This is a genomic window from Buchnera aphidicola (Pentalonia nigronervosa) (genome assembly GCA_014622685.1).
Lineage (GTDB): Bacteria > Pseudomonadota > Gammaproteobacteria > Enterobacterales > Enterobacteriaceae > Buchnera > Buchnera aphidicola_BD.
The window spans coordinates 170024-195944 of sequence record CP061275.1 but is presented as its reverse complement, the minus strand read 5'-3'; the positions used below and the strand labels follow the sequence as shown (position 1 = coordinate 195944).

The following is a 25921-nucleotide window of genomic DNA, read 5'->3' as shown; positions in this document are numbered from 1 at the left end:
ACCTTGTGAATCGTTTTTATATAAAAACATTTCTAACGATATATCTCAAATTTCATATTTAAATTTTAAGAGATATGTTCAATATTTTTTATTTTAGATAATTAAAATTATATATTTTTATGATGTTCAAGCGCCGGAAAACCGGCACTAATTTATATTAGTATAATTTTTTAGCAATATTTAACCAATCTTTTTTAAAAATACGTTTCATTCCCTGTAATGTATTTGTAATATCATTACAAACCATTTTATCATTGTTTATACCGACACATTTACCCTGATGACCATTGACTAATAACTCAACAGCGTACGCACCCATTCTAGATGCTAATATACGATCATATGCAACAGGAGCGCCACCACGTTGAATATGACCTAAAATAGTAGCTCGAGTTTCTCGTTGTGTTTTTTTTTCTATATATTTTGCTAATTTTTCGACATCGCAAATATATTCTGTTATTGCAACAATGGCATGTTTTTTCCCTTTTTTTATGCTTTTTTTAATTTCCATAACCAGTTCCTTTCTAGAATAGTTTATTTCAGGTAATACAATAAATTCGCATCCTCCTGCAATTGCTGCTGCTAATGTTAAATCTCCACAATATCTTCCCATAACTTCTACAATAGAAATACGTTGATGTGAAGAAGAGGTATCGCGTAATCGGTCAATAGCTTCTACAACTGTTTCCAAAGCTGTAAAATAACCGATTGTATAGTCCGTTCCTGATACATCATTATCTATAGTGCCTGGTATACCTATGCATGGAACATGCATATCAGTAAGTTTTTGAGCTCCTATATAAGATCCGTCTCCTCCAATAATAACAAGAGCGTCTATGCATCTTGCTTTTATATTTTCAATTGCAATAGAACGTATTTCATGTTTGCAAAAGTCAGAAAATCGTGCTGATCCCAGAAATGTTCCTCCTCGGTTAATTACATCGGAAACGCTGTATCGATCAAGATTAATCATGCGATTTTCATATAAACCTAAGTATCCGTCATAAATACCAAATACTTCTAATTTTTCTCTAAGCGCTGTTCTTACTACTCCGCGAATAGCAGCATTCATTCCTGGAGCATCACCTCCACTAGTCAATACTCCGATCTTCTTAATCATGCGCATCTCTTTTAACTGCGTAAAATATATTTTTTGTTTTTTACTATAATTAATAATATTTGGAACTTGTATTTTAAAAATGATTAAAAAAATATGTATAAAATGTTATACATAAATATAATTTATATTTTTTAATGTCATAAAATTTTTAAATTATTTTAAATAGTACCATTTAATTGGTTCATAATTCTCATTAAATTCTAAAATAATAGGAATAGCAGTAGGAATGTTTAGATCTATAATGTCGTGGTTGTTTATGTTATTTAAATATTTCATTAGTGCACGCAAAGAGTTTCCGTGTGCAACAATTAATATATTTTTATTTTTTTTTAGTTGAGGAAAAATAACCTCTTTCCAATAAGGAACAACACGTTTTTCAGTCAGTTCTAAACTTTCTCCTAATGGAATATTTTTAATTTTCAAATGAGAATAACATTTATTAAAACCTGGGAATCGCTTATCTGTAATTTTAATTTGTGGCGGAACAACGTCAAAGCTTCTACGCCATAATGTAACTTGTTTTATTCCATATTTTACAGCAACGGCATCTTTGTTTAGTCCTTCTAATGCTCCATAGTGTCTTTCGTTTAAACGCCATGATTTATTTACAGATAACCAAGATTGGTCTAATTCGTCTAAAATATATCTTAAAGTATATATTGCTCTTTTTAATACGGATGTATAAGCTAAATCAAAAAAAAAATTTTTATTTTTCAGTAGTATAGCGGAAGATTTAGCTTCTTGTTTGCCTTTTGTAGTTAATTTTATATCATGCCATCCAGTAAACTTATTTAATTGATTCCATTGACTTTCTCCATGTCTGATTAAAACTAATTTGATATTTTTCATGTTTGTCCTAATTAATTTTTACTGTTATAAAAATATTTATATATTCATATAATGATATTTTTAAAATAGATATATGTTCTTATTATAAAAAGTTAATTATTTTTTAAACATCAATTAAAATGCGATTAAAATCTTCTAATATATTTTTAATTGTAGATAAAAAATTTATAGATTCTTTTCCATCAATTAAGCGATGATCATAGGATAACGCTAAATACATCATCGGAAGAATAGTAATTTTTCCATTAACTGCCATTGGACGATCATGAATTAAATGTATACCTAATATTGCTGTTTGAGGAGGATTAATAATTGGGGTAGATAGTAATGCACCAAAAACTCCTCCATTAGTTATTGTAAAGTTTCCACCTGTAAGCTCGTTTATGTGAATATTATTTTCGAATCCTTTAATAGAAAATTCCTGTATTTTTTTTTCTATTTCAGCCATAGACATACTATCAGCATTTTTTAGAACAGGAGCAATTAATCCTCTTGGAGTAGAAATAGCAATATTAATATCAAAATTTTTATAATAAACTATATCGGTTTTATCGATATAAGCATTTATTTCTGGAAATTTTTTTAACGCATAAACAACAGATTTCACATAAAATGGCATAAAACCCATTCGTATACCATGTTTTTTTTGAAAAATTTCACCGTATTTTTTTCTTAAAAGCATTATTGATTGCATGTTAACTTCATTAAACGTTGTTAACATAGCAGTGTTTTTTTGACTTTCTAATAACCGTTCCGCGATTCTTTGTCGTAATCTGGTCATTTTTACTCGTTTTTCAAACATGTTATTTATAATATTATGATTATTGGTATTGAAAAAAAGATTTTTAGATGCGTTACTTTCTGAATTTTGTTGAATGGTATTTGAAACATGTAAGTTTTTAATATCTGCTTTATTTTTTGTCTTTTCGATTGAAACACGTTTCGCGTTTTTAATGTTTTTTAATCGTCTTATGGAGGGGCTATTATAATAATTGTTTTTATCTAAATTATGTTTTTGTTTGTTTGTTGTTGTTAAATCTTCTACATTTTTTTTAGTAATATTTATTGTATTTGTTTGTGTTGTATCTAAAATATTATTTTTTTTTTGAATTATGCCAAGTATTTGTTGTGATTGAACGATTTCTCCTTCCTTTTCGAAAATTTTTATCAATATACCATTACAAGGAGATGATACTGCCAACATTATTTTATCAGTTTCAATATCCACTATATTATCATTTCTATATATTTCACTTCCAATTGTTTTATGCCATTTTGATACTGTAGCGTTATTAACAGATTCTGGCAAATCTGGAACAAGAATATTAATAGTTTTCATGTTTTATCCTACTTTATATTATGATATATTTAATGCATTGTTAATTAATTGTTCTTGTTGTTTTTTATGAATACATAAATGACCTACTGCAGATGCAGCAGAAGCAGATCGGCCAATATACTTTAAAGAAGTGTGAGATGGTAAAACTTCTATTAAATACTCTTTAATATAACTCCACATACCTTGGTTATATGGTTCTTCTTGACACCATACATATTCTTTTACATAAGAGTATTTTTTTACAATTTTTGCAATTTCTACATATGGAAATGGATATAGTTGTTCAATACGTATTATGATAACATTATGAATGTTTTTTTTACGACGCATAATTAACAAATCATAGTATATTTTCCCAGAACAAAAAATTAATCGAGTATTTGATTTTTCAAATTTATCTATTTCATCAATAACTTTATAAAATTTTCCATATACAATATCTTGCAAAGAAGAACTAGACATAGGATGTCTTAGTAAAGACTTTGGAGTCATAATAATTAAAGGTTTACAAATTTTTTTAAATATTTGTTGCCTTAAAATGTGAAATATTTGCGACGATACTGTAGGAATGCATATCTTCATGTTTTTTTCTGCGCATAATTGCAGAAATCTTTCAATTCTTGCAGAAGAATGTTCAGGACCTTGACCTTCATAACCATGAGGTAAAAGCAACACTAAATTTGAATTTTGATTCCATTTTTGTTTTCCAGAACTAATGAATTGATCAATAACAATTTGTGCTCCATTAGAAAAATCGCCAAATTGAGCTTCCCAAATAGTTAACGTTGAAGAAGATAACAAAGAATAACCATATTCGAAAGCTAATACTGCTTCTTCTGATAAAACAGAATCCCAAATTTGAAATCGCCCCTGCTCTGAGCTAATATGTTTTAATGGAATATAAATAGTACCGTTGCTTTGATCATGAATAAAAATATGACGATGAAAAAATGTGCCTCGACTAATATCTTCTCCAGACAAACGACAAGACGCACCTGATTGAAGAATTGTAGCATAAGCTAATGTTTCTGCTGCGCCCCAATCAAATAATCGTTGACCCTGTCCCATTTCTAATCTGTCTTGATAAATTTTTTGTACTCGATGGTGTATATCGATATGCTCGGGAAGAGTGTTTATCTTATAAGATAAATTTTGAATATTTGAGAGATTTAATGATTGCACAATGTTATTTTTTCGATCATTTAATTTTACAATTGCGTCTTGTAAATCAATATACTCATTTTTTTTAAAGATATTGATTCCGTTATCTAATTTATCAAGGTATTTGTTTTGAACATTTTTATTATAATCTGATGTAATTAAATTTTTAGCAATTAATATATTATTGTATATTTCTCTTAAAGTAGCGTGATTATTGATTTTTTTATACATAATTGGTTGTGTAACAAAAGGTTCGTCTATTTCATTATGTCCATGACGTCTATAACAGACTAAATCTATAAAGACATCTTTGTTAAATTTTTTTCTAAATGCAAGAGCTAATCTTATTACAAAAATTGATGCTTCTACATCGTCTGAATTTACATGAAATACAGGTGCTTGTATAATTTTTGCAATATCTGTACAATATTTGCTGGAACGTAAATTTTTTGGATTTGACGTGGTAAATCCAATTTGATTATTAATAATAATATGAACGGTTCCACCTGTTTTATAACCGTCTGTTTGTGATAAATTTAGTGTTTCTTGCATTACTCCTTGTCCGATAACTGATGCGTCACCATGAATATTAATTGGTAAAATTTGATTTTTTTCTAAACATAAAATATCTGTACATGAACGAGCTAATCCAGAAACAACTGGATTAATTATTTCTAAATGAGATGGATTACATGCTAAATATAGAACGATTTCTTTTCCATCTTGTATTTTTACGGCTCCGCCCATATGGTATTTTACATCACCACTGTAATTTTTAATAATATTAATGTTTGAAAATTCATCAAATAACACTTTTGGATTTTTATTCAGAATGTTCACTAGTACATTTAATCTACCCCGGTGCGCCATACCTAAAAATATTTTATTTATATTATTATTTTTTGCATATCTAATGGTTTCATGTAGTATTGGAATTAATATTTCTGCTCCTTCTAAAGAAAATCGTTTAATTCCAGGAAATTTTTTTCCTAAATATGTTTCTAACGTCTCTGCATAGGTTATTTCGTTTAAAAAGTTTATTTTTTCTGCATCACTTAAAGAATTTTCACAAAAAAAAGATTCTATATAGTTTGAGATCCAATTTTTTTCTGACGAATCATCAATATACATGTACTCAAATCCGATAGAACCACAGTATGTTTTATATAAAAATTTATACATGCTTAAAACATTCATGTTAAACATAGAACTATTATCAAATTTTTTTTTAACAATTTTATATAATTCTGTTTTTTGTAAATTATAAAATGAAAGTTTTAATTCTAATACATCTTTCTTTTTATCCATTTTCAGAGGGTCAATTGAAGACAATTGATATCCATATGTTCGAAATGCATGAATAATACAATTAATTTTTTGATTTAAGATGTTTTCGATATTTTTATTTGAAACATTAACGTCACAATTTATATTTTTTGAAAAATGCATATTTTCTGCATTTTTTTCCATGTTTGTAAAAATAGAACGCCATTTAACATGTACGGATTGTGGATTTGTTAAAAAATTTTTATATATTTCTTCTATATAATTTTGATTTATCCCTGACAACCAGGATGTGCGTAACCAATGATTTTTACTATTAATATTATTCATATTTTTTAAAAAGTGTTTTTTATTTAAATAACATAAAAATTAGCGAGTGGAATAATTGCTTAATTTATAAGAGTTTTTTGATAAATTCTCAAGAAAATGTTTTTTTATAAAAATATTTATACATTTTTATATTTAACATTGCTTATTTTTAGCAATGTTAACAATACAATTTATTTTTTAAATAATTGAATTATTATTTTTATAAACATGTATTTTTAAATAAAAAAATCATGCAGGATTATGAATATCAACAAATGTTACATCAAGATGATGTTTTTTTCGCAACCAAATACCAAGAGATTTAATACCATCCCTCTCAGTAGCATGATGCCCTATCGAAAAGAAATGCATACCTAATTCTCGTGCGATATGAGTTGTTTCTTCTGAAATTTCGCCAGATAAAAAAGCATCGATTCCAAATGTATGCGCTTGATTTATAAAATTTTGACCCCTGCCACTGCACCAAGCAATACGTTTAATGTATAATGGAGCATTTTCGTGTATGTGTATAGGTTTTTTTTTAAATTCTTTTTGTATTATACGCGCTAGTTCAAAACCAGTAATCCGTTTTTTTACTGTTCCCCAAAATACATATGGTAAAATTTTACCTTGTAAAGAAATATTTAATTTATTGGCTATTTGTGCGTTATTTCCTAATTTTGGATGCATATCCAACGGTAAATGCCAGCTATATAGATTAATATTGTGTGAAAGTATTGTTTTTAATCTTATTCTTTTCATATTATGTATACATTGTGGTTCGTTTTTCCAAAAATAACCATGATGTACTATTATAGTATTTGCATGAAAAATTAATGCTTTATTTAATAGTTCCTGGCATGCAGTTACACCAACAACAATTTTTTTTATTGTTTTTTCTCCTTCAATTTGTAAACCATTAGGTACAATATCACTATATTTCTTAGAATCTAGTTTTTTATTGATGATTTTTTCCAAAAGAAAATTTTGCATGTATTTTCACTTATTTTTATATTTTTATCTTAATGTGAGTTAAATTTAATAATATTTTTTCTCTAGTTTTTTGTTGATTTAGAAAATAAATGTAGTGATATTTTTTCAACTAATCATATGACATGTAGATACAATGATCAAATATATTTTTAAGCGAAATATATTATAAACTCGAAAACATACCTAATATATTAATGAATTTATATAGAATGTTTTCTATGAAAGAAGATTTGTGTATGCTATAAAACTTATTTTTTTTACATCATAAATTGTAAAATTAATTATTTTAACAATCTTTATGAATATGTATTTTATAATTAAAATTTTCTTATTTTTTAAGCAAACAACTAATGAATAGTTGTATGATTTTAGTAAAAAATATAATTTCTATGATTAACAAATACGCGTTTTCGTCAAATTTAATTATTAATTTTAAATAATTTTAAACATTATATCAATGTGATATTATTCAATAATATTTTTGATATCACATATTATTAATCCTTTAACAATAAAATATTTTTTAAAAATTAATACACATTTAAAAATACTTATTGCACATATTTAATTAACATCCATGATATTTACTAATATTTGCATTTTAATTAAATTTAATTGAATTTAAAAAGTTTAGATATACAGTTTTTTCAAATTATTATCTGTTTTAAGAATTTAAAAAATTTATTATGAAAACTATTAAACTACTGCATTTTACTTTGATAATATAATTATATTACCGATGATATAATTTTAATTTCAAATAAACAATTTTGCAGAATATATAATTCCATAAATAGATAAAATAGAAAAGATCAACATAAAAAATAATTTTTATTAAAAATACTAGTAATATTAAAAAAACAAAAAATAAATAATATAATTGTTTTATATTGTAGAAAAGTATTATTTAATAACAATATATTAAATGATTTATTTATTTTTATTTATAAATGACAACATAAGTGCTTTGATGTTTTTATATGTATGTATTATGAACATTATGATTATTTTTTACACAGAATAAAAAAATTAAATTGCAATTTGATATTAATTTAAATATTTTTAACGTAAATTTAATATATATCAGATCAAATTAATCACATTTATAAATAATATGATCATGTTAAAACATATTACAGTTTGTTTAATATTTTTTATGTTTTATATTTTATTTAAGAAAATTTTGTAATTGCATATGTCCTTAATTCTCATATTGAATGAATTTATATATTTATAACAATGCTCTTATGCATTTAAGATAATAGTAAAACTATTATTTATTAATTAAATAATTATTGTTTCTGAAAATATGAATTTTATATAAATAAATATTTTTTTTAGTAAAAGGTAAATTTTTCGATTGTTTTGACTATAGGAATAAAAATGAACAAAATCGGTATTTTTTTCGGAAGTGATACTGGAAATACAGAAAGAATAGCAAAATCAATTCAAAATAAAATAGGAAAAGACGTTTCTATATTATATGATATTAGTAATTCTACAAGAGCAGATATTGAAAATTTTCAATTTTTGATTTTTGGAGTTCCAACTTGGTACTATGGTGAAGTGCAGTGTGATTGGGATGATTTTTTACCTATATTAAAAAAAATGACATTTTTAAATAAAACTATAGCATTATTTGGTTGTGGTGATCAAGAAGATTACAGCGAATATTTTTGTGATGCAATGGGTGTATTGTATGCAATTTTAAAAAAAAATGGTGCAAAAATAGTTGGTAAATGGTCAACAAAGGGATATAATTTTGAACATTCTAAAGCGTTGTTTAATAAAGATTATTTTTTAGGATTAACATTAGACGAAGATCGACAGCCAGAAAAAACCGAAAAACGCATTTCTAAATGGATCAAAGAAGTTTTTATGCACTTTCAATAATAACATAATTATTGTAAATCATATATTTTTATATCATTAAAAAATATAAAAAAGTAATATGTGTATAAAGATAAATTATTTTAATTCTTTAAAAAGTATATCTAGAAATCATTATCGAAAAATTGTTAAAAAAAATAACGTGCGTTCGTCTTGTCTTGGATAAAATATTTGGACCATATATAAATTATCGTGGTTAAATAAAAATGGATCGCCGCAGGTTGCTATCTCAAAAATTACAATCAATTCAACTAGTATTAATATAATTAAATCTAAAAGTTTTATTAATTTATGTTAATAGTTTTATTAAGTAAAACTTTTTTATTACATAAATTTTTCTAAAAATTAAAAAACGATATTGGTGCTTATGTCATTGGTAAAGTATTTGTTAAAACATTTAAATTAAATGATATTCAGGATGACAACACATCTGAATTACATGGAATTTGTACAGATAATTTTAGCATTTATATTATATCATATAAATATAATAAATCATGTCTTGTTAATTCTACTAACAGAACAATAGTTAAAGAATATTTGTATGTTAATTTGTTTAAATCTACTTGTCTAATTACTCAACAACCTGATTATATGTCCATAAAGATTATATACTGGACTAAAAATTGAGCATGCTACTCTATTGCGTTATTTGATATTTTTTAGGATCTATAACAATTTTCATAAAACATGCGTAGAGCGAATTTTTATTGACGTTGACAGCACATGTGTCAACCGCATGAACTAAAGCGTATATGTAAGATATATGTATAGAACGGACTGATTTAATCCTTGGCATAATAACACAATTTCTTATCTAATTTAATTAGAATAGCAAGACAATAGATATATTTTATTTAATTAATATAATTTATGTTAAAAAATATAAGTAGCAGTATTAAGCAAACTTAATACTGCTATATGTTATATTTTATAAATAAATACTTTTTTATTATATCAATTTAAATATATCAAAAAATTATTTTGATAGATAAAATATAGTGACATTTATATTTTTAAAATAATTATTTTGAAATAAGTGAAACTAAGTCAAGAACTTTACTAGAATATCCTGTTTCGTTATCATACCATGCAATTAATTTAGCAAAATTTCTATTTAAACATAATCCTGCTTGAGCATCAAAGATTGAAGTACATTCTTGACCATTAAAATCCGATGATACTACGTCTTCTTCAGTATATTTTAAAACATTTTTCATTTTGTCTTGTGATGATTGTTTAATAACTTCACAAATTTCAGTATAATTTGCTGATTTTTTATAACGTACTGTTAAATCAACAACAGAAACATTAGATGTAGGTACTCGAAATGCAATACCAGTTAATTTTCCTTGTAAATTTGGCAAAATTTTACCCACAGCATTTGCCGCTCCAGTAGATGCAGGGATAACGTTTTGTAGTGCACTTCTACCTCCTCTCCAATCTTTACAAGTAGCGCTATCTACAACTTTTTGAGTCGCTGTACTTGCATGTACTGTTGTCATTAATCCTTCAATTATACTAAAATGATCGTCAATTATCTTAGCTAATGGTGCTAAACAATTAGTTGTACAAGAAGCATTAGAAACAATGTTTTCACCTTGATATTTATGAAAATTTACACCTCTGACAAACATAGGAGTATCATCTTTTGATGGTCCAGTTATAATTACTTTCTTTGCTCCAGATAAAATATGTTTGTAAGCTGTTTCCTGTGTAAGAAAAAGACCAGTAGATTCAATTACAACATCTACCTTTAAATCACCCCAAATTAATTTCTTTGGATCTTGAATGGAGGTAATTCTAATTTTTTTATTTTCAATTATCAAGTGTTCTTTATCAATTATAATTTTTTTATTAAAAAGACCATGTGTCGAATCATATTTTAACATGTATGCTATATATTTTGGTTCAAGTAAATCATTAATAGCTATAATTTCTATATCTTTACGTTTTTGAGCAAGACGAAATAACACACGACCAATGCGACCAAATCCATTAATACCTACTTTAATAGTCATTATTTCCCCGTTTTAAAAAAAAGATGTTTGTTAAATATAAAATTTTTGATTATAAAAGATTTATTTTATTTTTGTATGAATAATATTTATTTAAAAGACGATTACTTATAAGATTGATATTATTTTAATATTTTATTTGGATGAATTTTTGAAGCGTAGTATGCTGGATACCAGTTTACAATTATTCCGATGATAACAGTACTTATAAAAATAAAAACAATATCTAAAAAATCTAATTTTAACGATATGAAATTATAATAATATACGCTATCGAATAATATATTATTTTTAAAGTATGTTTTTAAAATAAACATTATTTTACTATAATTTAGTATAGTAATTGTACTAATTAATATACCGATTACATTGCCAAAAATAATGTAACTTAATCCATGATATAAAAAAATTGTTTGAATTAAAAAATTACTTGCACCAATACTTCGTAATATAGCAATTTCTTTCGTTTTTCTAAATATTGTTGTAATTAAAATGGATACAATACTAAAACATGAAATAATTATCAATAATAACAAAGTAAAATAAATAATCATTTTTATAGTTTTAATATTTTGATATATATTTTTATAAACTTGTATCCAATTATAAGAAAAAATAGGAGAATTTATTTCTTTTTTTATTTTTTTTAGAACATTGTCTGAATCTAAAGGATGAAACATATGTAATTCAATAGTTTTAATGTTGTTGTTGACATTAAAAAATTTTTTAAAAAAATTAAATGGTAAAAAAACAGTATTAGAATCTAACAATCCGTGTTCGTGAAAAATAGATTGCACTTGAAGAGAAAAATATTTCAGAGAAAAATCTTTAGATTTTTTTTTCGAATGCAGAAAAATTAAGTGTATCCAATCATTTTCTTTTATTGAAAAATATTTTGACAAATCTGAAGAAATAATAATGCGATAATTACCTTTTCTATTTCCAGTAATATTATTTTGATTAATATGATGACGAAAATTTTTTTTTAGATATTTTTGATAATAAAAACTTTTTATATTAATTAGTTTGATTTTTCTATTTTTAACTAATAAGCCATCATGAACAATATATGGTTCGGCATACATAATATCTGAAGAAAATTGTAATTTTTTTACTATATCTTTCCAATTTAAAAAAGATTGATTAGGTATTTGAATAATACCATGGGGTATGCTAGACAAAATAGTCGTATTAATTGATTCTTTAAAACTATTTAACATGCTAAAACTAATTATTAGTACAAATATACTAAAAGATACTCCAAAATTTGATAGTACTGAAATAAAAAAAATAGAGTTTTTTATTATACGAAATCGTTTAGCTATTAAAATAGGTAAAAAATTCATTGAATACACATCTATATTAATTGCGATAATTAAACAATCGTTGATTTGTCATTTTAAATACGACAGGTATTTTTTGCACAAACAAGGAATCATGCGTCACGATTAAAAATGTTGTATTTAAATTTTTGTTTAGTTGAAAAATTAAATTAATAACAATATTAGAATTATATGAATCTAAGCTGCCAGTGGGTTCGTCAGCAATTATCAAAGAAGGATTATTAATAAATGCACGTGCGATAGAAACACGTTGTTTTTCACCGCCAGATAATTCAGATGGATATTTCGTTATCTTATTTTCTAAATTAAACTTTTTTAACATTTCATATGCTATTTTTTTTGATTCGTTCATGTTTTTTTTACTAATCAACAAAGGCATGGCAACGTTTTCTAATACATTAAAATCCAATAATAAATGATGAAATTGATATACAAACCCTAACTGTGTATTTCTTATTTTTGCTATTTGATTTTCTGACATTGTCATTAGTGATTGACCATTGAATAATACATCTCCAGAAGTGGGCTGATCTAAACCACCAAGTATATGTAATAACGAACTTTTTCCTACACCTGATGGTCCTATAATAGCTGCAATTGAACCTCGCTTTAAACTAAATGAAATGTTATTTAATATATTATAGTTTAATTTACCATTTTGATAAGACTTATTTAAGTTAATGCACTGTAATATAATATTATTCATATGTTAATATTTTTGCTGGTTGTATTTTAGTTGCTTTCCAAGATGGATATAAAATAAATATTACTGTAATTATCATAGATATGATATTAATATAAAAAATTTGCCATGGCGATACCAAAATAGGAATGTTTATATTTCCGAAAATAACATGCAAAAAAAATTCTAAAAAATGATGTTGTAAAATTAAAAAAATACTAATTATTGTTCCTAACACATTTCCAATAATAGTAAAATTCATTCCTAACATAAAAAATGTTAGCATGATATTCCGTGAAGACAAACCCTGCGTTTTTAATATTGCGATAGTATTTTGCTTCTCTATAATAAATAAAAAAAGCGTGATTACAATATTAAAAATAGCTACGATAACAACTAAAAAAAACAGTATAATCATAACATGTTTTTCAATTTTCATTGAATTAAATAATTCACTTTTTTTTGATTTCCAATCCGAGATAAATAAATGATGCTTGAAATGTGTTTTATTGTTCACATCTGTAGAAATTGGATTTTTTAACCACAATCTCCAACCGCTAATATAATTTTGAGCATAATGAAAAAATTTCATACAATCGTTTTTATTAATAAAAATTTGATATGCGTTAATTGGATTAGAAATGGAAAATATTTCAGTTACTGTAAAACTTTTTTGATTAAAAATGTTTCCTAAAAAACAATTTTTTTCGTTTGATAAAATAATAAGCTTAATTTTATCACCAATTTTAATTTTCAATTTTTTTGCTAACATTTCATCTATAATACTATTATTTTTTCCAGAAGAGATCTTAGAAAAAACATGTTTTATGTTATAACTTTCAATGTTATTGTAATTGCTAGAATCTATACCAAATATTTTTGCTGAAAAAACTCCTTGATTACTTTGTACAATTGCTTCTTTAGTAATAAAATCAGAAATTTTTTTTATATCCATATGTTTCAAGATTTTTTTAGGAAATTGCGATTTATTAACATATTTAATTTTATTAGTGATCACTGCATGTGGAATAAATGATAAAACATTTGTTTCAAAATAATTTTCGAATCCATTCATCATAGATGATATGATAATAATTGAAAATATAGAAATAGTAATGCCTATAATAGATAAAAAAGTAATAATTTTTTGAAATCTGGAAAAATTAGCATTCCATAAGAAATTAAAACTAATGAAAACAAATAAGGGCTTATGCATGAATGTATTAATTTTTATTAGGGTTTTACATAATAAAATTTTTATATATTTTAATTTTATTTTAAAGAAATAAATACATTATGTATCTGTGCATAAGTAAAAATATATTTTTAGTTTTTAAGTATGCACACACAAATTTATATATTTTAAATAACATAAAATTTTTATGAAAAAGTATTTATTTTTTTCGTCTATATACTTAAAAACAACAATTATATGAAAAATAAAATAGTTTTATAATCATGTAGTTATAAAATATGCATCATATTCTTTACATTTTTCTGAATTTATTGAAATAAAAAAACATGTTTTTATTTAAATAAAAAAATAATTATTATAAAAATATCTATATAGATATCTTGCTTAAAAAAACTTATCGTAAGAAATTGACTATTTACAAGGATTTCTTTAACAAGATAACAAATATAAATAAATAAGTAAAATTTTATATTATTTATCTTTTATGTTATTAGTAAATAACTGCTTGATTGCAAAGAAAAATTATATTAATGATTTTTATTAAAAGTAATATTTAATATATTTATTTAAATTAAATAAATCAATACATTTTAAAAAAATGTATATCTATTTTTTTTAAAATACATTTTCTATTCGTAAAAATATAAAAATCTCTTTCAAAAAACGCAAAATTATGGAGGGATGAGAAATATTTATAATGCTAATAATGAAAATGTTTAAAAAAATTATAAAATTGTTATAATTATTTTTTTATTTTACAACCAAAAATTTTAAAATTTCTGAGTATATTTTTAATAGGATAAAAACATTTAACAGTACAATTTTTAAAAAATATTTACAGAAAAATAAAATTTTTGAAGATATATATAAAACTAAAATTTTTAAATATACGCGATACAAATATAAAAATAAATTTTTATTATTTTATATAAAAATATTTTTTATCAAAATGATTAAAAAAGAAATGAAAAAAAATAAAAACACAATTAATTTTAACTATAAAAGATTACCAAATTTTTTTATGGGTTCTTTAAATCTAAAAAAATTAAAAAAAATACTGTTTTTTCTAAATTCTTTCTTAGGTAAAATAATTTTTTTTATTAACACACAAAATTTGCTAAAAACAATTTTAAAACTTTTGCATGATAATCATATTTATCCAAAACACATTCAAAATATTATTGAAATACATCAAAACTATAATCATTTTTATATTATAGGAAATATTAATGACAGTTTTTTAGACAAAAAAAATAATCTTTTATGTATTTGTGAAAAACATTTATCATATTCTGATTTTGATACGCATGATATTTTTAACACTAAAAAAAAAATACATATTAATTCAAAATTAGATCATAATTTATCTAATTTTCATTTAAATGACCCTATTGTACATATTGAACATGGAATTGGAAGATACCAAGGATTAATAATTATTAAAACTAAAAATATAACTTCTGAATATTTAATTATTTCATATGCAGAAGATGATAAATTATACGTCCCTGTATCATGTTTACATCTTGTATATCCTTATACAGAAACTTCAAAACAATATGCACCATTACATAAATTAGGCGGAGACAAATGGAATAAAGAAAAAAGAAAAATTAAAAAAACAATATGTGATCATGCAGCAAAATTATTAGATATTTATGCACATCGAGCATTGAAAAAGGGATTTTCATTCAAAAAAAATATAGCAGAATATCAAATTTTTTGTAATAATTGTCCCTTTGAAACAACTATCGATCAAAATAACGTAATGAATGCCGTTTTAAAAGATATGTGTAGTTCGATACCGATGGATCGATTAGTTTGCGGTGATGTAGGTTTTGGAAAAACTGAAATTGCTATAAGATCTGCTTTTCTGTCTGTTTTGAACAATAAACAAGTAGTAATTTTAGTTCCAACTACTTTATTAGCACAACAACATTTTGAAAATTTTAAAACCCGATTTTTTAATTGGTCGATAACAATTGATATACTATCTAGATTTTGCAGCAATAAAGAAAAAAGTGCAACGTTAAAAAACATTAAAACAGGTATAACTAATATTTTAATTGGTACACATAAACTTTTAATTGAAGAAATACAGTGGTATGACCTTGGATTATTGATCATTGATGAAGAACATAGATTTGGTGTAGTACATAAAGAAGCTATTAAGAAAAAATATTCAAATATTGATATATTAACATTAACTGCAACTCCTATACCCCGTACTTTAAATATGGCTATTACTGGTATAAAAAATTTATCAATTATTTCTAAACCTCCAGACCAAAGATTAACTATTAAAACTGATGTTCAAGAGTACGATTGCTATTTGGTAAAAAAAGTGATTTTACGCGAAATATCAAGAGGTGGACAAGTATATTATATATATAATAAAGTAAAAAACATTCATAGTATTGCTGTGAAATTACAATCATTAGTTCCAGAAGCTTGTATTAATATTGGTCATGGAAAAATGAGAAATACTGATTTAAAAAGAATAATAACTGATTTCTATCATAAAAAATTTAATGTGTTAGTTTGTACCACTATTATTGAAAGTGGAATTGATATACCTAAAGCAAATACAATTATCATTGAAAATGCCGATCGTTTTGGATTATCTCAATTGCATCAATTACGCGGTCGGATTGGAAGATCTCATCATCAAGCGTATGCTTTATTCCTGGTAAATAGTTTTAAAACTATTAGTATAGAAGCTAAAAAAAGACTTGATGCTATTGCATCTGTAAATAATTTTCATGGGGGATTTTATTTATCTAATCAAGATCTTGAAATTAGAGGTACAGGTGAAATTTTAGGAAAAGAACAAAGCGGACATATGAAAAACATAAATTATTCATTATATATTAAATTATTAAAGAGTGCTATGGAATTTTTAAAAAATCAAAAAAATCCGTCGTTAAATCAATTAATAGAAAAACCATTAGAAGTTGAGTTACATGTACCATCTTTGATCCCAAATGAATATATTTCAGACATAAACGTACGATTATTTTTTTATAAAAAAATTGCAAATAGTAAAATTATACAAAACTTAAAACAAATACAATATGAATTAATTAGCCGATTCGGAAAATTACCTGATTTTGCAAAAAATTTAATTACAATTTCAAAAATTAGAATAATAGCGCACAATCTAGGAATTAAAAAAATTACGTCCAATAAAAATACAGGAATCATAGAATTTAATAACAATAATAAGATAAATATAAAATATTTAGTTAACTTGCTACAAAAAGAACCAAATTTTTGGAAAATAAAGAATGCAATGACACTGCAATTTATTTATGAATCAAACGACGATAACTCACGTTTAAAATGGATTAAACAAACATTAGAAAATTTTACAAAAAACATATTGTAGATATTTTCGCAAAGTTAATGTTATGTATTTTTTTAACAAATAGTTTTACTAATAAATTTATTAGTATTTTTTTATAACAATATTCAAATTGTTTATTATAAAAACTCAATTAAAAAAATCATTTCTAGGAAAATAGTATGAAAAAAATAGTTTATATTTCTAATTCGGATTGTGAAAATATAGAAGTATGGGAATTAAACAAAAATGGAAAAATGAATTTAATTCAAAAGATTAACACTTATGGTAATGTTCAGCCAATTTCTATTATAAAAAAGCATAATTTATTATATGCAGGTCTTCGCCCTAATAATAGGATTGATGTTTATTCAATAAACAACAACGGATTACTAAATAACACGAATACCAGTTTTATTCCTGGCCCTCCAAATTATATTTCTTTTGATCAAGACGAAAATTTTTTATTTTGTAGTTCATATCATAAAAATTGTATTAGTGTTAGTCCTTTAAATAAATATGGTATACCTCAACAACCAATACAAATCATACATAATATAAAAGGCTGTCATGCAGCTAAAATGAATCATAAATATAACATATTATTTGTTACTTCGCTTAAAGAAGATTGTATTTATTTTTATTATTTAACTGAATTTGGAATATTAAAAAGCACCAATCAAACACCGATTTATACTCAGAAAAAATCGGGTCCGCGTCATCTTGTTTTTCATCCTAACTATAAATTTATGTATACTATTAATGAATTAAATGGAACTATAGATGTATGGAGCATTACTAATGAAGGTAATCTAATAAAGATAGAAAACATACAAAATATAAATATTTTAGATTGCCAAATCTCTCAGTCGTATTGGTCTGCTGATATTCATATAACTTCATGTGGTCGGTTTTTATATGTTTCTGACCGAATTTTAAATACTATTTCTTTATTTCATGTTAATAAAGACAATAAAAAACTCATTTTTTATACAAGTTATGTTACTGCTGAACAGCCCCGCTCTTTCTGTATTGATACAGACAATTGCTTATTGATAGTGATTGGGCAAAAATCTAATAAAATAGTAATATATAGTATTTCTGAAAATACTGGCGAACTAACTAAATTAAATTCATATAAAACTAATATAGGAGCATTGTGGGTATTAATACATAATATAGTTTGATAAAATTAAAATTTATAAAAAATCTATTTTTTAGATAAATAAATCGTCATAATCTAAAGATTTTTTAATGGCATAAATCAGTTTATTGAGTTCGCATAAGCTGATAATATATGGTGGTATAATATAAATTAATTTTTTAAACGGTCGAATCCAGACGCCATTCTCAACAAAAAAATTTTGCATTTTAGAAATATTTATTGCGCAGATACACTCTACAACACCAATAGCACCCAAAATACGCACATCTAAAACACGGTGATGATCAATTAGTGGCAATAAGTACTTACAAAGTTGTTTCTCAATATTAAATACTTGCAACTGCCATTTATTTTTTTGTAATATTTTTATATTAGCATTAGCAACTGCACATGCTAATGGATTTCCCATATATGTAGGTCCATGCATAAAACAACCTGGTTGACTATCTCGAATAGTATTTGCTATATTTCGTGAAGTTAAAGTTGCTGCTAAAGTCACTGTACCTCCAGTAATTGCTTTTCCGATACATAGAATATCTGGAACAACATTAGCATATTCAAATGCAAAAAATTTTCCTGTACGTCCAAATCCAGTTGCAATTTCATCAAATACTAATGGAATATGATATCTATTACATAAAATTTCAATTTTTTTTAAAAATGTAGGATGATAAAAATGCATACCACCTGCACCTTGAACTATAGGCTCTAATATAACACCAGCAATTTTTAACGCATTTTTTTTCCATTAAATTTTGAAAAGATATCAAGTCTTTCGAATTCCAGATTGAATGAAAAGAAGATTTTGGCGCTTTTGCAAAAAAATTTTTTTGAAAAAAATTATTGTATAATTTATGCATAGAGTTCATAGGATCCGATACTGACATTGCAGAAAAAGTATCACCATGATATCCATTACGAATTGTTAAGATTTTTATTCTTTTTTGTCCTAAAGCTTGCCAGTATTGTATTAACATTTTTATTGCTACTTCAATTGCGATAGAACCTGAATCACAAAGAAAAATACAATCTAATTTTTCTGGAGTAAGAAAAATTAATTTTTTACATAATGAAATTGCTGCAGGATGTGTAATTCCGCCAAACATAACATGAGACATTTTTTTTATTTGTTTTTTTAAAGCTTGATTTAATATAGGATGATTATATCCATGTATTGTAGACCACCATGAAGACATTCCATCAATTATTTTATGTCCATTGCTTAATTTTAAATACACACCCTGAGCGGATGTTACAGAATAACAAGGTACAGATGACATGATAGATGAATAAGGATGCCAGATGTGTTTATTATCAAAAGATATGTCGGATTGACTCATGGTTATTTTTTATATAAATATATTAAATAAGTTATTATAAACTTTTACCAATACAAAATCATAAATTTTTTGGAGATAAAATGAAAAAAAATTGGACTTTATCGGAAACAAAGGAGCTTTTTAAAAAACCGTTCTTTGATCTTATGTTTCAGGCTCAAAAAGTACACCGAAAATATTTTGATCCTAATGCAATACAAATTAGCACTTTACTTTCAATAAAAACAGGATCTTGCCCTGAAGATTGTAAATATTGTCCTCAAAGTTCTAGATATAAAACTGGATTAAAAAAAGAATCATTATTGAAAATAGAAGATATTCTCAGAGAGGCTAAAAAAGCAAAAGAATCGGGTTCTAGCCGCTTTTGCATGGGAGCTGCTTGGAAAAACCCAAAAAATAAAGATATTCCTTATTTAGAAGAGATTATTAAAAAAATTAAAAAAATGGGAATGGAAACATGTATGACATTAGGTTCTCTAAATCATTTTCAAGCTGAAAAATTATTTCATGCAGGTTTAGATTTTTACAATCATAATCTAGATACGTCATCTAATTTTTACAGTCATGTCATTACTACGCGTACTTATCAAGAACGATTAAACACGTTAAACATAATACGTGATGCTGGTATAAAAATTTGCTCAGGTGGCATCATCGGTTTAGGAGAGAAAACTCAAGATCGTATGGAACTATTAATGGAATTATCAAATCTATCTATTCAACCAGAAAGCGTTCCAATCAATATGTTAGTACAAGCACCAGGAACACCTATGGAAAAAAATACCGATGTTGATCCCTTTCAGTTTATTCGAGTTGTTGCAGTTGCTCGTATTATGATGCCAAAATCATATATTAGATTATCTGCAGGTCGTCAAAAAATGAATGATCAAACTCAAGCGATGTGTTTTATGTCAGGTGCAAATTCTATTTTTTATGGATGTAAATTGCTCACTACAAGCAATCCAAAAGAAATAGATGACATACTTTTGTTTAAAAAGTTAAATTTATATCCAGATTATAAAAAAACAAACAATGCAAAAAATCACAAAAACGATATTGGTTCTTTGTCACTTCCTATGCAAGTAGATCAGTATCATAATGCATTAAATTCACAATGTTAAAAACATTGATATTCCTGATTTATAATATAGAGATTTATCGTTCTTTTTTATAACCAAATTAATAAATGCGATTTAAAAAGTATTTATACTGATGTATTATGATTTTATAAAAATAAAATATAATACTTATTTTATAAAAATATACTATAAAATAGCACATATTTTTGTTTAATTTTATAGTGAAATCACCTATTATATCTGATAGGTGGTTAACATGATATTCTTAAAAATATTTAGGTTATAAAATTTAATGATTAATTTTGAGTTAAATCATGATTAAAAAATTTTTTGTCACTGGTACAGATACTGATGTTGGAAAAACAATCGTAAGTGGTATTCTATTAAAAAAAGCTACACAATATGGATATAAAACAGGAGGATATAAACCCATATCATCAGGTCATTATAGTTACAAAAATTATTCTTATAATAAAGATGCGGTATTACTAAAAAAAAATAGCTCTATTAAATTAAGTATTGGGGAAGTAAATCCTATTACATTTTTTGAATATGCACCACCGCATGTTTTAAGTTCTTTGCAAGGTTTGATTATTCAAAAACAACATCTTTCTTTAGGACTAAAAAAAATTGCAAAAAAATGCAATTGGATAATAATAGAAGGCGTAGGAGGATGGTATACACCATTTTCGTATAAAAATACATTTTCAGATTGGGTAAAAGAAGAAAAATTAACTGTTATAATAATAGTTGGAATAAAATTAGGATGTATCAATCATGCAATTCTTACAGAAAAGGCAATTCTTTCCGAGAATTTAATATGTGGAGGATGGATTGCAAATAATATATTTCTAGAAGATGAATATAATTTATATTATATTCAAACCTTGTTAAATTATATTCAATCTCCATTATTAGGTGTTATTCCATATTTCAAACATGTAGATAAAATTAACACCAGAAATATAAAAATTCAGCTTCCACAATGAAATACTACGTAAATTTTATAAAAAAATGTTTTTATATCATTAATATAACTGTTAATAAAGATAAGTAATTTGTTGTATTCGTATATATTTCTAATTATATACAGGATATTTCGAGCAAAGATTTAAGACTTTATTTTTAATTTTTAAAGCAATATTATCATTATTTATATTATCTAATATATCAATTATCCAACATGCTACTTTTTCAACTTCAAGCTCTTTAAAACCTCGTCTTGTGACAGCAGCTGTGCCAATGCGAATGCCAGAAGTGATAAATGGACTATTTTTATCATTAGGAACAGTATTTTTATTAACGGTTATATTAGCTTTACTTAATTGAATATCTGCATCTTTTCCTGTAATTTTTTTATTTGATAAATCTAATAAAAATAAATGATTTTTTGTACCCCCAGAAACAATCTGGTATTTTTTTTCTAAAAAGATTTTTACCATTGTTTTTGAATTTTTTAAAATTTGTTTTTGATATTTTGCGAATTTCGGATCTAAAGCTTCTTTGAAAGCTATTGCTTTAGCAGCAATCACATGCATTAAAGGACCGCCTTGAGAACCAGGAAAAACCGATGAATTTAGTTTGTTATAAAAATTGTTGTCACCATTTTTAGCAAGAATAATCCCTCCTCTAGGTCCTGCTAATGTTTTATGTGTTGTACTTGTTACAACATGAGCATAATCTATTGGATTAGGATAAATATTTGCAGCTATTAAACCAGCAACATGAGCAATATCTACTACAAAAAATGCATTTACTGTATTTGCAATTTTTCGCATTTTTTTCCAATCGCAAACACCTGAAAATGCTGAAAAACCGCCAATAATCATTTTTGGTTTATATTTTTGAGTTAAAAAAAATAATTGTTTGTAATCAATTTCACCATTTTTATCAACTCCATATGGAATGACATGATATAATTGTCCTGAAAAATTTACAAGAGAACCATGTGTTAAATGGCCACCGTGTGACAGTTTCATTCCTAAAACTGTATCACCAGGTTTTAGCAAAGCTGTATATACCGCAAAATTCGCTTGTGATCCAGAATGAGGTTGAACATTAACATAATCAGCATTAAACAACTTCTTTGCACGATTAATAGCTAACTGTTCAATTGCATCCACATATTTACATCCTCCATAATAGCGTTTTTTAGGATAACCTTCAGCATATTTATTTGTTAATTGTGAACCTTGTGCATTCATAACATAATAACTAGCATAGTTTTCAGATGCAATTAATTCTATATGTTGTTCTTGTCGTATTTTTTCTTTTTCCATTTCTGACCAAAGTTCTGTGTCATATTCAGAAAATGAGAGTGTGCTGTTGAACATGTTTCCTCTGAACAATTAGATAATATTTATAAAATAATGTTTTTATTTAAAATAGAAAATATGTACTAAAATACAATTATGATTTTTTAAAAAAGTGATTTATTTTCAATAAAAATTCTTTTTCTAAAAAAAGAAATTGTTTTTTATTGTTCAAATCCCTAATTAACAAATGTGATTGTAGATGTTTTTTGAAATCAACTGTAACAATTAGACGTGCTGAAGAATTGATAGCATGCTGTGTATTATTCTTAATCGACGTGTTTGAAAAATTTATAAATATTTTTAACCATGGATGTATATCTCTAATTTTTTCAGATAATTTTGCAGCATAAAATTTATCGTTATTTTCTATGCAAATAATAAAAATATCAATTTTTTCTGTTTTTTTAGAAATTACATTTAATGATTTTACTAATAAAATTAAACGTTCCATACCAATTGCAAATCCTATAGCAGGTGTTGTAGGGCCGCCCATATTTTCCACTAAGTTATCGTATCGCCCCCCAGCACATACCGCATTTTGCGATCCTAAAGTTTTGCTTGTCCATTCAAAAATTGTATTATTATAATAATCTAATCCTCGTACTAAATATTGATTATGTTGATATTCTATTCCAAGCAAATTTAACATATTACATAAATTTTTAAAATGCTTATAAGAAAAATGATTAATATATTGACTTAACAATGGTGCATCTCGCAAGATTTTTTGAACATCTTGATTTTTGGAATCTAAAATTCGTAGAGGATTAATATATAATCTTCTTTGGCTGTCTTTATCTAATAAATGTTCATATTTCTTTAGAAAAGCGACTAAATCATGTTTATATCGACGGCGATCTTCTAAGCTACCGATAGAATTAATTTCTAAAACAACATTTGAAATTATACCTAATTTTTTCCAAAAACGATATGTTAACAAAATTATTTCTAAATCTATATATTCTTCTGTTATTCCAAATACTTCAACACCAAGCTGATAAAATTGACGATATCTCCCCATTTGAGGTCGTTCATATCGAAACATTGGGCCTAAATACCAAAATTTTGTATGTTTTGTATATAATAAATTATTCTGTATTACCGCTCTTACACAACCTACAGTACCTTCAGGTCTTAAAGTTAAACTTTTTCCATTTCGGTCATTAAAGGAATACATTTCCTTCTCTACAACATCCGTAATATCCCCAATAGATTTTTTAAAAATCAATGTTTTTTCTAACAATGGTAATCGAATTTCTAAATAACAATAACTAATTAATATTTCTTTTAATTTTTTTTCAATGTCATTCCAAAGATTTATTTCTTCTGGAAGACAGTCGTGCATTCCTCTAACTGATTTAAGTATTTTTTTCACTATAGTTCTCTTAATGACGCAGCTGATAATAAGAAAATAATTGAATATTGTTTTAGAGGATCATTTAATCAATCTTGTTTGTTTCGAGCATTCATTTATATATTTTATCACTTTTATTACACATTTTTTATTATATGTTCTCTCTATAATATAAAATATATTTTTAGATTTTTTAACGATTCCAGTATTTTGTACATTTTTCAAATGATAACTATATATTTGATAGTTAATGCATTGAAAAAAGTATTATATTTTTTGATTTTTCTCCTTTAAAGAACATTAGAAATATTAAATTTTTTATAAAATTAATTAAATATATAATAAAATTCAAATTTTTATATCTAATAATATGTTGTTTTTAAAAAATCATAACTTAGTTTACATTATTTTAAAAACTATAGAAATACAATGTTTATACTATGTTTTTAATATTTTATTATAATAGGCAAAAAATATAAAAAAAATTTGTTCTATTTATGTTTTAATTGCTATTTTTATATTTTTAGTATGGAAAATTTACATTATTTATTTTATACAATATAATTATCTTCAGTAAGCAGAAAATATTTAAAAAATTTACGAGCCAATATTAAGTGTTTAAAATTATAAATAATAAATATGTGTATTGTGTTATGTGATACTTTTATAAATATGTCAGAAATAAGAAAGTAGAATATTTTTAAAATATAATATTTTAAAATCTAAAATTAAATTTAAAAAATATGATATTTACATATTTTTATGTTACAAATGATTTTTTTGCATACTAAAGAAATAATGTTTTAAAAAATTAGCTATATTTAAATATTTTATTAAAAAATATCATAAATAAAATGTACACTCAAATTAATTATAATATGTATTTTGAGAATTTTACAAATTCTTATATTTTATTTGAGATGTAGAAACATATGATATTTGAGTGTGATTTTTGATAAAATAGAACTCATTTTTTATGTTTTTCATTTTTATAAATTATGAATTGTATTATGATCAGTACAATTCTATCAAGATTAATATTTTTTAGATAGGTATCGCGTATTTTCTTTTTTAAAAAATATCATATTTTTATTTGATTATTATAAATAATTTATTTTGTAATTACAAACAAGAATAATTAATTA

At 24.5% G+C, this 25921-nt stretch carries 16 protein-coding genes and 2 pseudogenes; 6 read left to right on the top strand and 12 right to left on the bottom strand.

Going from position 1 to position 25921, the window contains the following annotated elements; genetic code table 11:
* Positions 1-157 precede the first annotated feature (157 nt).
* From pfkA to ICW73_00775, 5 genes are all read right to left on the bottom strand, one after another.
* A complete protein-coding gene (gene pfkA, locus ICW73_00795; protein ID QNS01993.1) occupies positions 158-1120 on the bottom strand; it encodes a 6-phosphofructokinase in 963 nt (320 codons plus the stop codon).
* Between the two features lie 153 nt (positions 1121-1273).
* Positions 1274-1969, bottom strand: coding sequence for a 2,3-diphosphoglycerate-dependent phosphoglycerate mutase (gpmA, locus tag ICW73_00790; GenBank protein ID QNS01992.1), 696 nt, complete (start codon positions 1967-1969; stop codon positions 1274-1276).
* A 103-nt stretch (positions 1970-2072) separates the two neighbouring features.
* A complete protein-coding gene (sucB, locus tag ICW73_00785; GenBank protein ID QNS01991.1) occupies positions 2073-3308 on the bottom strand; it encodes a dihydrolipoyllysine-residue succinyltransferase in 1236 nt (411 codons plus the stop codon).
* An 18-nt stretch (positions 3309-3326) separates the two neighbouring features.
* Positions 3327-6083, bottom strand: a complete 2757-nt coding sequence (locus tag ICW73_00780; protein QNS01990.1) for a 2-oxoglutarate dehydrogenase E1 component — start codon at positions 6081-6083, stop codon at positions 3327-3329.
* A gap of 228 nt (positions 6084-6311) precedes the next feature.
* Positions 6312-7055: a Nif3-like dinuclear metal center hexameric protein gene (locus ICW73_00775; GenBank protein ID QNS01989.1), complete on the bottom strand. Its 744-nt coding sequence runs from the start codon at positions 7053-7055 to the stop codon at positions 6312-6314.
* A 1383-nt stretch (positions 7056-8438) separates the two neighbouring features.
* On the opposite strand from ICW73_00775, the gene fldA reads away from it, so the two are divergent.
* Together fldA and ICW73_00765 are read left to right on the top strand one after the other, a co-directional pair.
* Positions 8439-8948, top strand: coding sequence for a flavodoxin FldA (fldA, locus tag ICW73_00770; GenBank protein ID QNS01988.1), 510 nt, complete (start codon positions 8439-8441; stop codon positions 8946-8948).
* Between the two features lie 58 nt (positions 8949-9006).
* Positions 9007-9791, top strand: a pseudogene (locus ICW73_00765) (NADPH-dependent 7-cyano-7-deazaguanine reductase QueF).
* Positions 9792-9970: 179 nt separating this feature from the next.
* On the opposite strand, the gene gap reads toward ICW73_00765, so the two are convergent.
* The 4 genes from gap to ICW73_00745 form a co-directional block, all read right to left on the bottom strand.
* Positions 9971-10966: a type I glyceraldehyde-3-phosphate dehydrogenase gene (gap, locus tag ICW73_00760; protein ID QNS01987.1), complete on the bottom strand. Its 996-nt coding sequence runs from the start codon at positions 10964-10966 to the stop codon at positions 9971-9973.
* A gap of 119 nt (positions 10967-11085) precedes the next feature.
* Positions 11086-12309 (bottom strand): FtsX-like permease family protein, encoded by a 1224-nt coding sequence (locus ICW73_00755; GenBank protein QNS01986.1) that lies wholly within the window; start codon positions 12307-12309, stop codon positions 11086-11088.
* 16 nt (positions 12310-12325) lie between these two features.
* Positions 12326-13012, bottom strand: coding sequence for a lipoprotein-releasing ABC transporter ATP-binding protein LolD (gene lolD / locus ICW73_00750; GenBank protein QNS01985.1), 687 nt, complete (start codon positions 13010-13012; stop codon positions 12326-12328).
* Positions 13005-14204, bottom strand: coding sequence for an ABC transporter permease (locus ICW73_00745; protein ID QNS01984.1), 1200 nt, complete (start codon positions 14202-14204; stop codon positions 13005-13007). Before ICW73_00745 ends, lolD begins: the two co-directional genes overlap by 8 nt.
* A gap of 856 nt (positions 14205-15060) precedes the next feature.
* Between ICW73_00745 and mfd the strand changes: the two genes are divergently transcribed.
* Together mfd and pgl are read left to right on the top strand one after the other, a co-directional pair.
* Positions 15061-17571, top strand: a complete 2511-nt coding sequence (mfd, locus tag ICW73_00740; protein QNS02092.1) for a transcription-repair coupling factor — start codon at positions 15061-15063, stop codon at positions 17569-17571.
* Positions 17572-17708: 137 nt separating this feature from the next.
* On the top strand, positions 17709-18713 hold the full coding sequence (pgl, locus tag ICW73_00735) for a 6-phosphogluconolactonase (protein QNS01983.1): 1005 nt from the start codon (positions 17709-17711) through the stop codon (positions 18711-18713).
* Positions 18714-18743: 30 nt separating this feature from the next.
* On the opposite strand, the pseudogene bioA reads toward pgl, so the two are convergent.
* Positions 18744-20031: pseudogene (gene bioA, locus ICW73_00730) on the bottom strand (adenosylmethionine--8-amino-7-oxononanoate transaminase).
* An 80-nt stretch (positions 20032-20111) separates the two neighbouring features.
* Here bioA and bioB point away from each other — a divergent pair.
* Complete coding sequence (bioB, locus tag ICW73_00725; GenBank protein QNS01982.1) at positions 20112-21149, top strand: biotin synthase BioB; 1038 nt, start codon at positions 20112-20114, stop codon at positions 21147-21149.
* Between the two features lie 272 nt (positions 21150-21421).
* Positions 21422-22096 (top strand): dethiobiotin synthase, encoded by a 675-nt coding sequence (gene bioD, locus ICW73_00720; protein ID QNS01981.1) that lies wholly within the window; start codon positions 21422-21424, stop codon positions 22094-22096.
* Positions 22097-22186: 90 nt separating this feature from the next.
* Here the strand turns inward: bioD and ICW73_00715 are convergent, their stop codons facing one another.
* Positions 22187-23440 carry a serine hydroxymethyltransferase gene (locus ICW73_00715; GenBank protein ID QNS01980.1) on the bottom strand — a complete coding sequence of 418 codons (1254 nt, stop codon included), beginning with the start codon at positions 23438-23440 and terminating at the stop codon, positions 22187-22189.
* A gap of 76 nt (positions 23441-23516) precedes the next feature.
* Positions 23517-24797, bottom strand: a complete 1281-nt coding sequence (gene hisS / locus ICW73_00710; protein ID QNS01979.1) for a histidine--tRNA ligase — start codon at positions 24795-24797, stop codon at positions 23517-23519.
* Positions 24798-25921: the final 1124 nt, after the last annotated feature.

Excerpts from the sequence above, each read along its gene's own strand:
- pfkA (QNS01993.1), bottom strand. The coding sequence starts at position 1,120 with ATGATTAAGAAGATCGGAGTATTGACTAGTGGAGGTGATGCTCCAGGA.
- gpmA (QNS01992.1), bottom strand. The coding sequence starts at position 1,969 with ATGAAAAATATCAAATTAGTTTTAATCAGACATGGAGAAAGTCAATGG.
- sucB (QNS01991.1), bottom strand. The coding sequence starts at position 3,308 with ATGAAAACTATTAATATTCTTGTTCCAGATTTGCCAGAATCTGTTAAT.
- ICW73_00780 (QNS01990.1), bottom strand. The coding sequence starts at position 6,083 with ATGAATAATATTAATAGTAAAAATCATTGGTTACGCACATCCTGGTTG.
- ICW73_00775 (QNS01989.1), bottom strand. The coding sequence starts at position 7,055 with ATGCAAAATTTTCTTTTGGAAAAAATCATCAATAAAAAACTAGATTCT.
- fldA (QNS01988.1), top strand. The coding sequence starts at position 8,439 with ATGAACAAAATCGGTATTTTTTTCGGAAGTGATACTGGAAATACAGAA.
- gap (QNS01987.1), bottom strand. The coding sequence starts at position 10,966 with ATGACTATTAAAGTAGGTATTAATGGATTTGGTCGCATTGGTCGTGTG.
- ICW73_00755 (QNS01986.1), bottom strand. The coding sequence starts at position 12,309 with ATGAATTTTTTACCTATTTTAATAGCTAAACGATTTCGTATAATAAAA.
- lolD (QNS01985.1), bottom strand. The coding sequence starts at position 13,012 with ATGAATAATATTATATTACAGTGCATTAACTTAAATAAGTCTTATCAA.
- ICW73_00745 (QNS01984.1), bottom strand. The coding sequence starts at position 14,204 with ATGCATAAGCCCTTATTTGTTTTCATTAGTTTTAATTTCTTATGGAAT.
- pgl (QNS01983.1), top strand. The coding sequence starts at position 17,709 with ATGAAAAAAATAGTTTATATTTCTAATTCGGATTGTGAAAATATAGAA.
- bioB (QNS01982.1), top strand. The coding sequence starts at position 20,112 with ATGAAAAAAAATTGGACTTTATCGGAAACAAAGGAGCTTTTTAAAAAA.
- bioD (QNS01981.1), top strand. The coding sequence starts at position 21,422 with ATGATTAAAAAATTTTTTGTCACTGGTACAGATACTGATGTTGGAAAA.
- ICW73_00715 (QNS01980.1), bottom strand. The coding sequence starts at position 23,440 with ATGTTCAACAGCACACTCTCATTTTCTGAATATGACACAGAACTTTGG.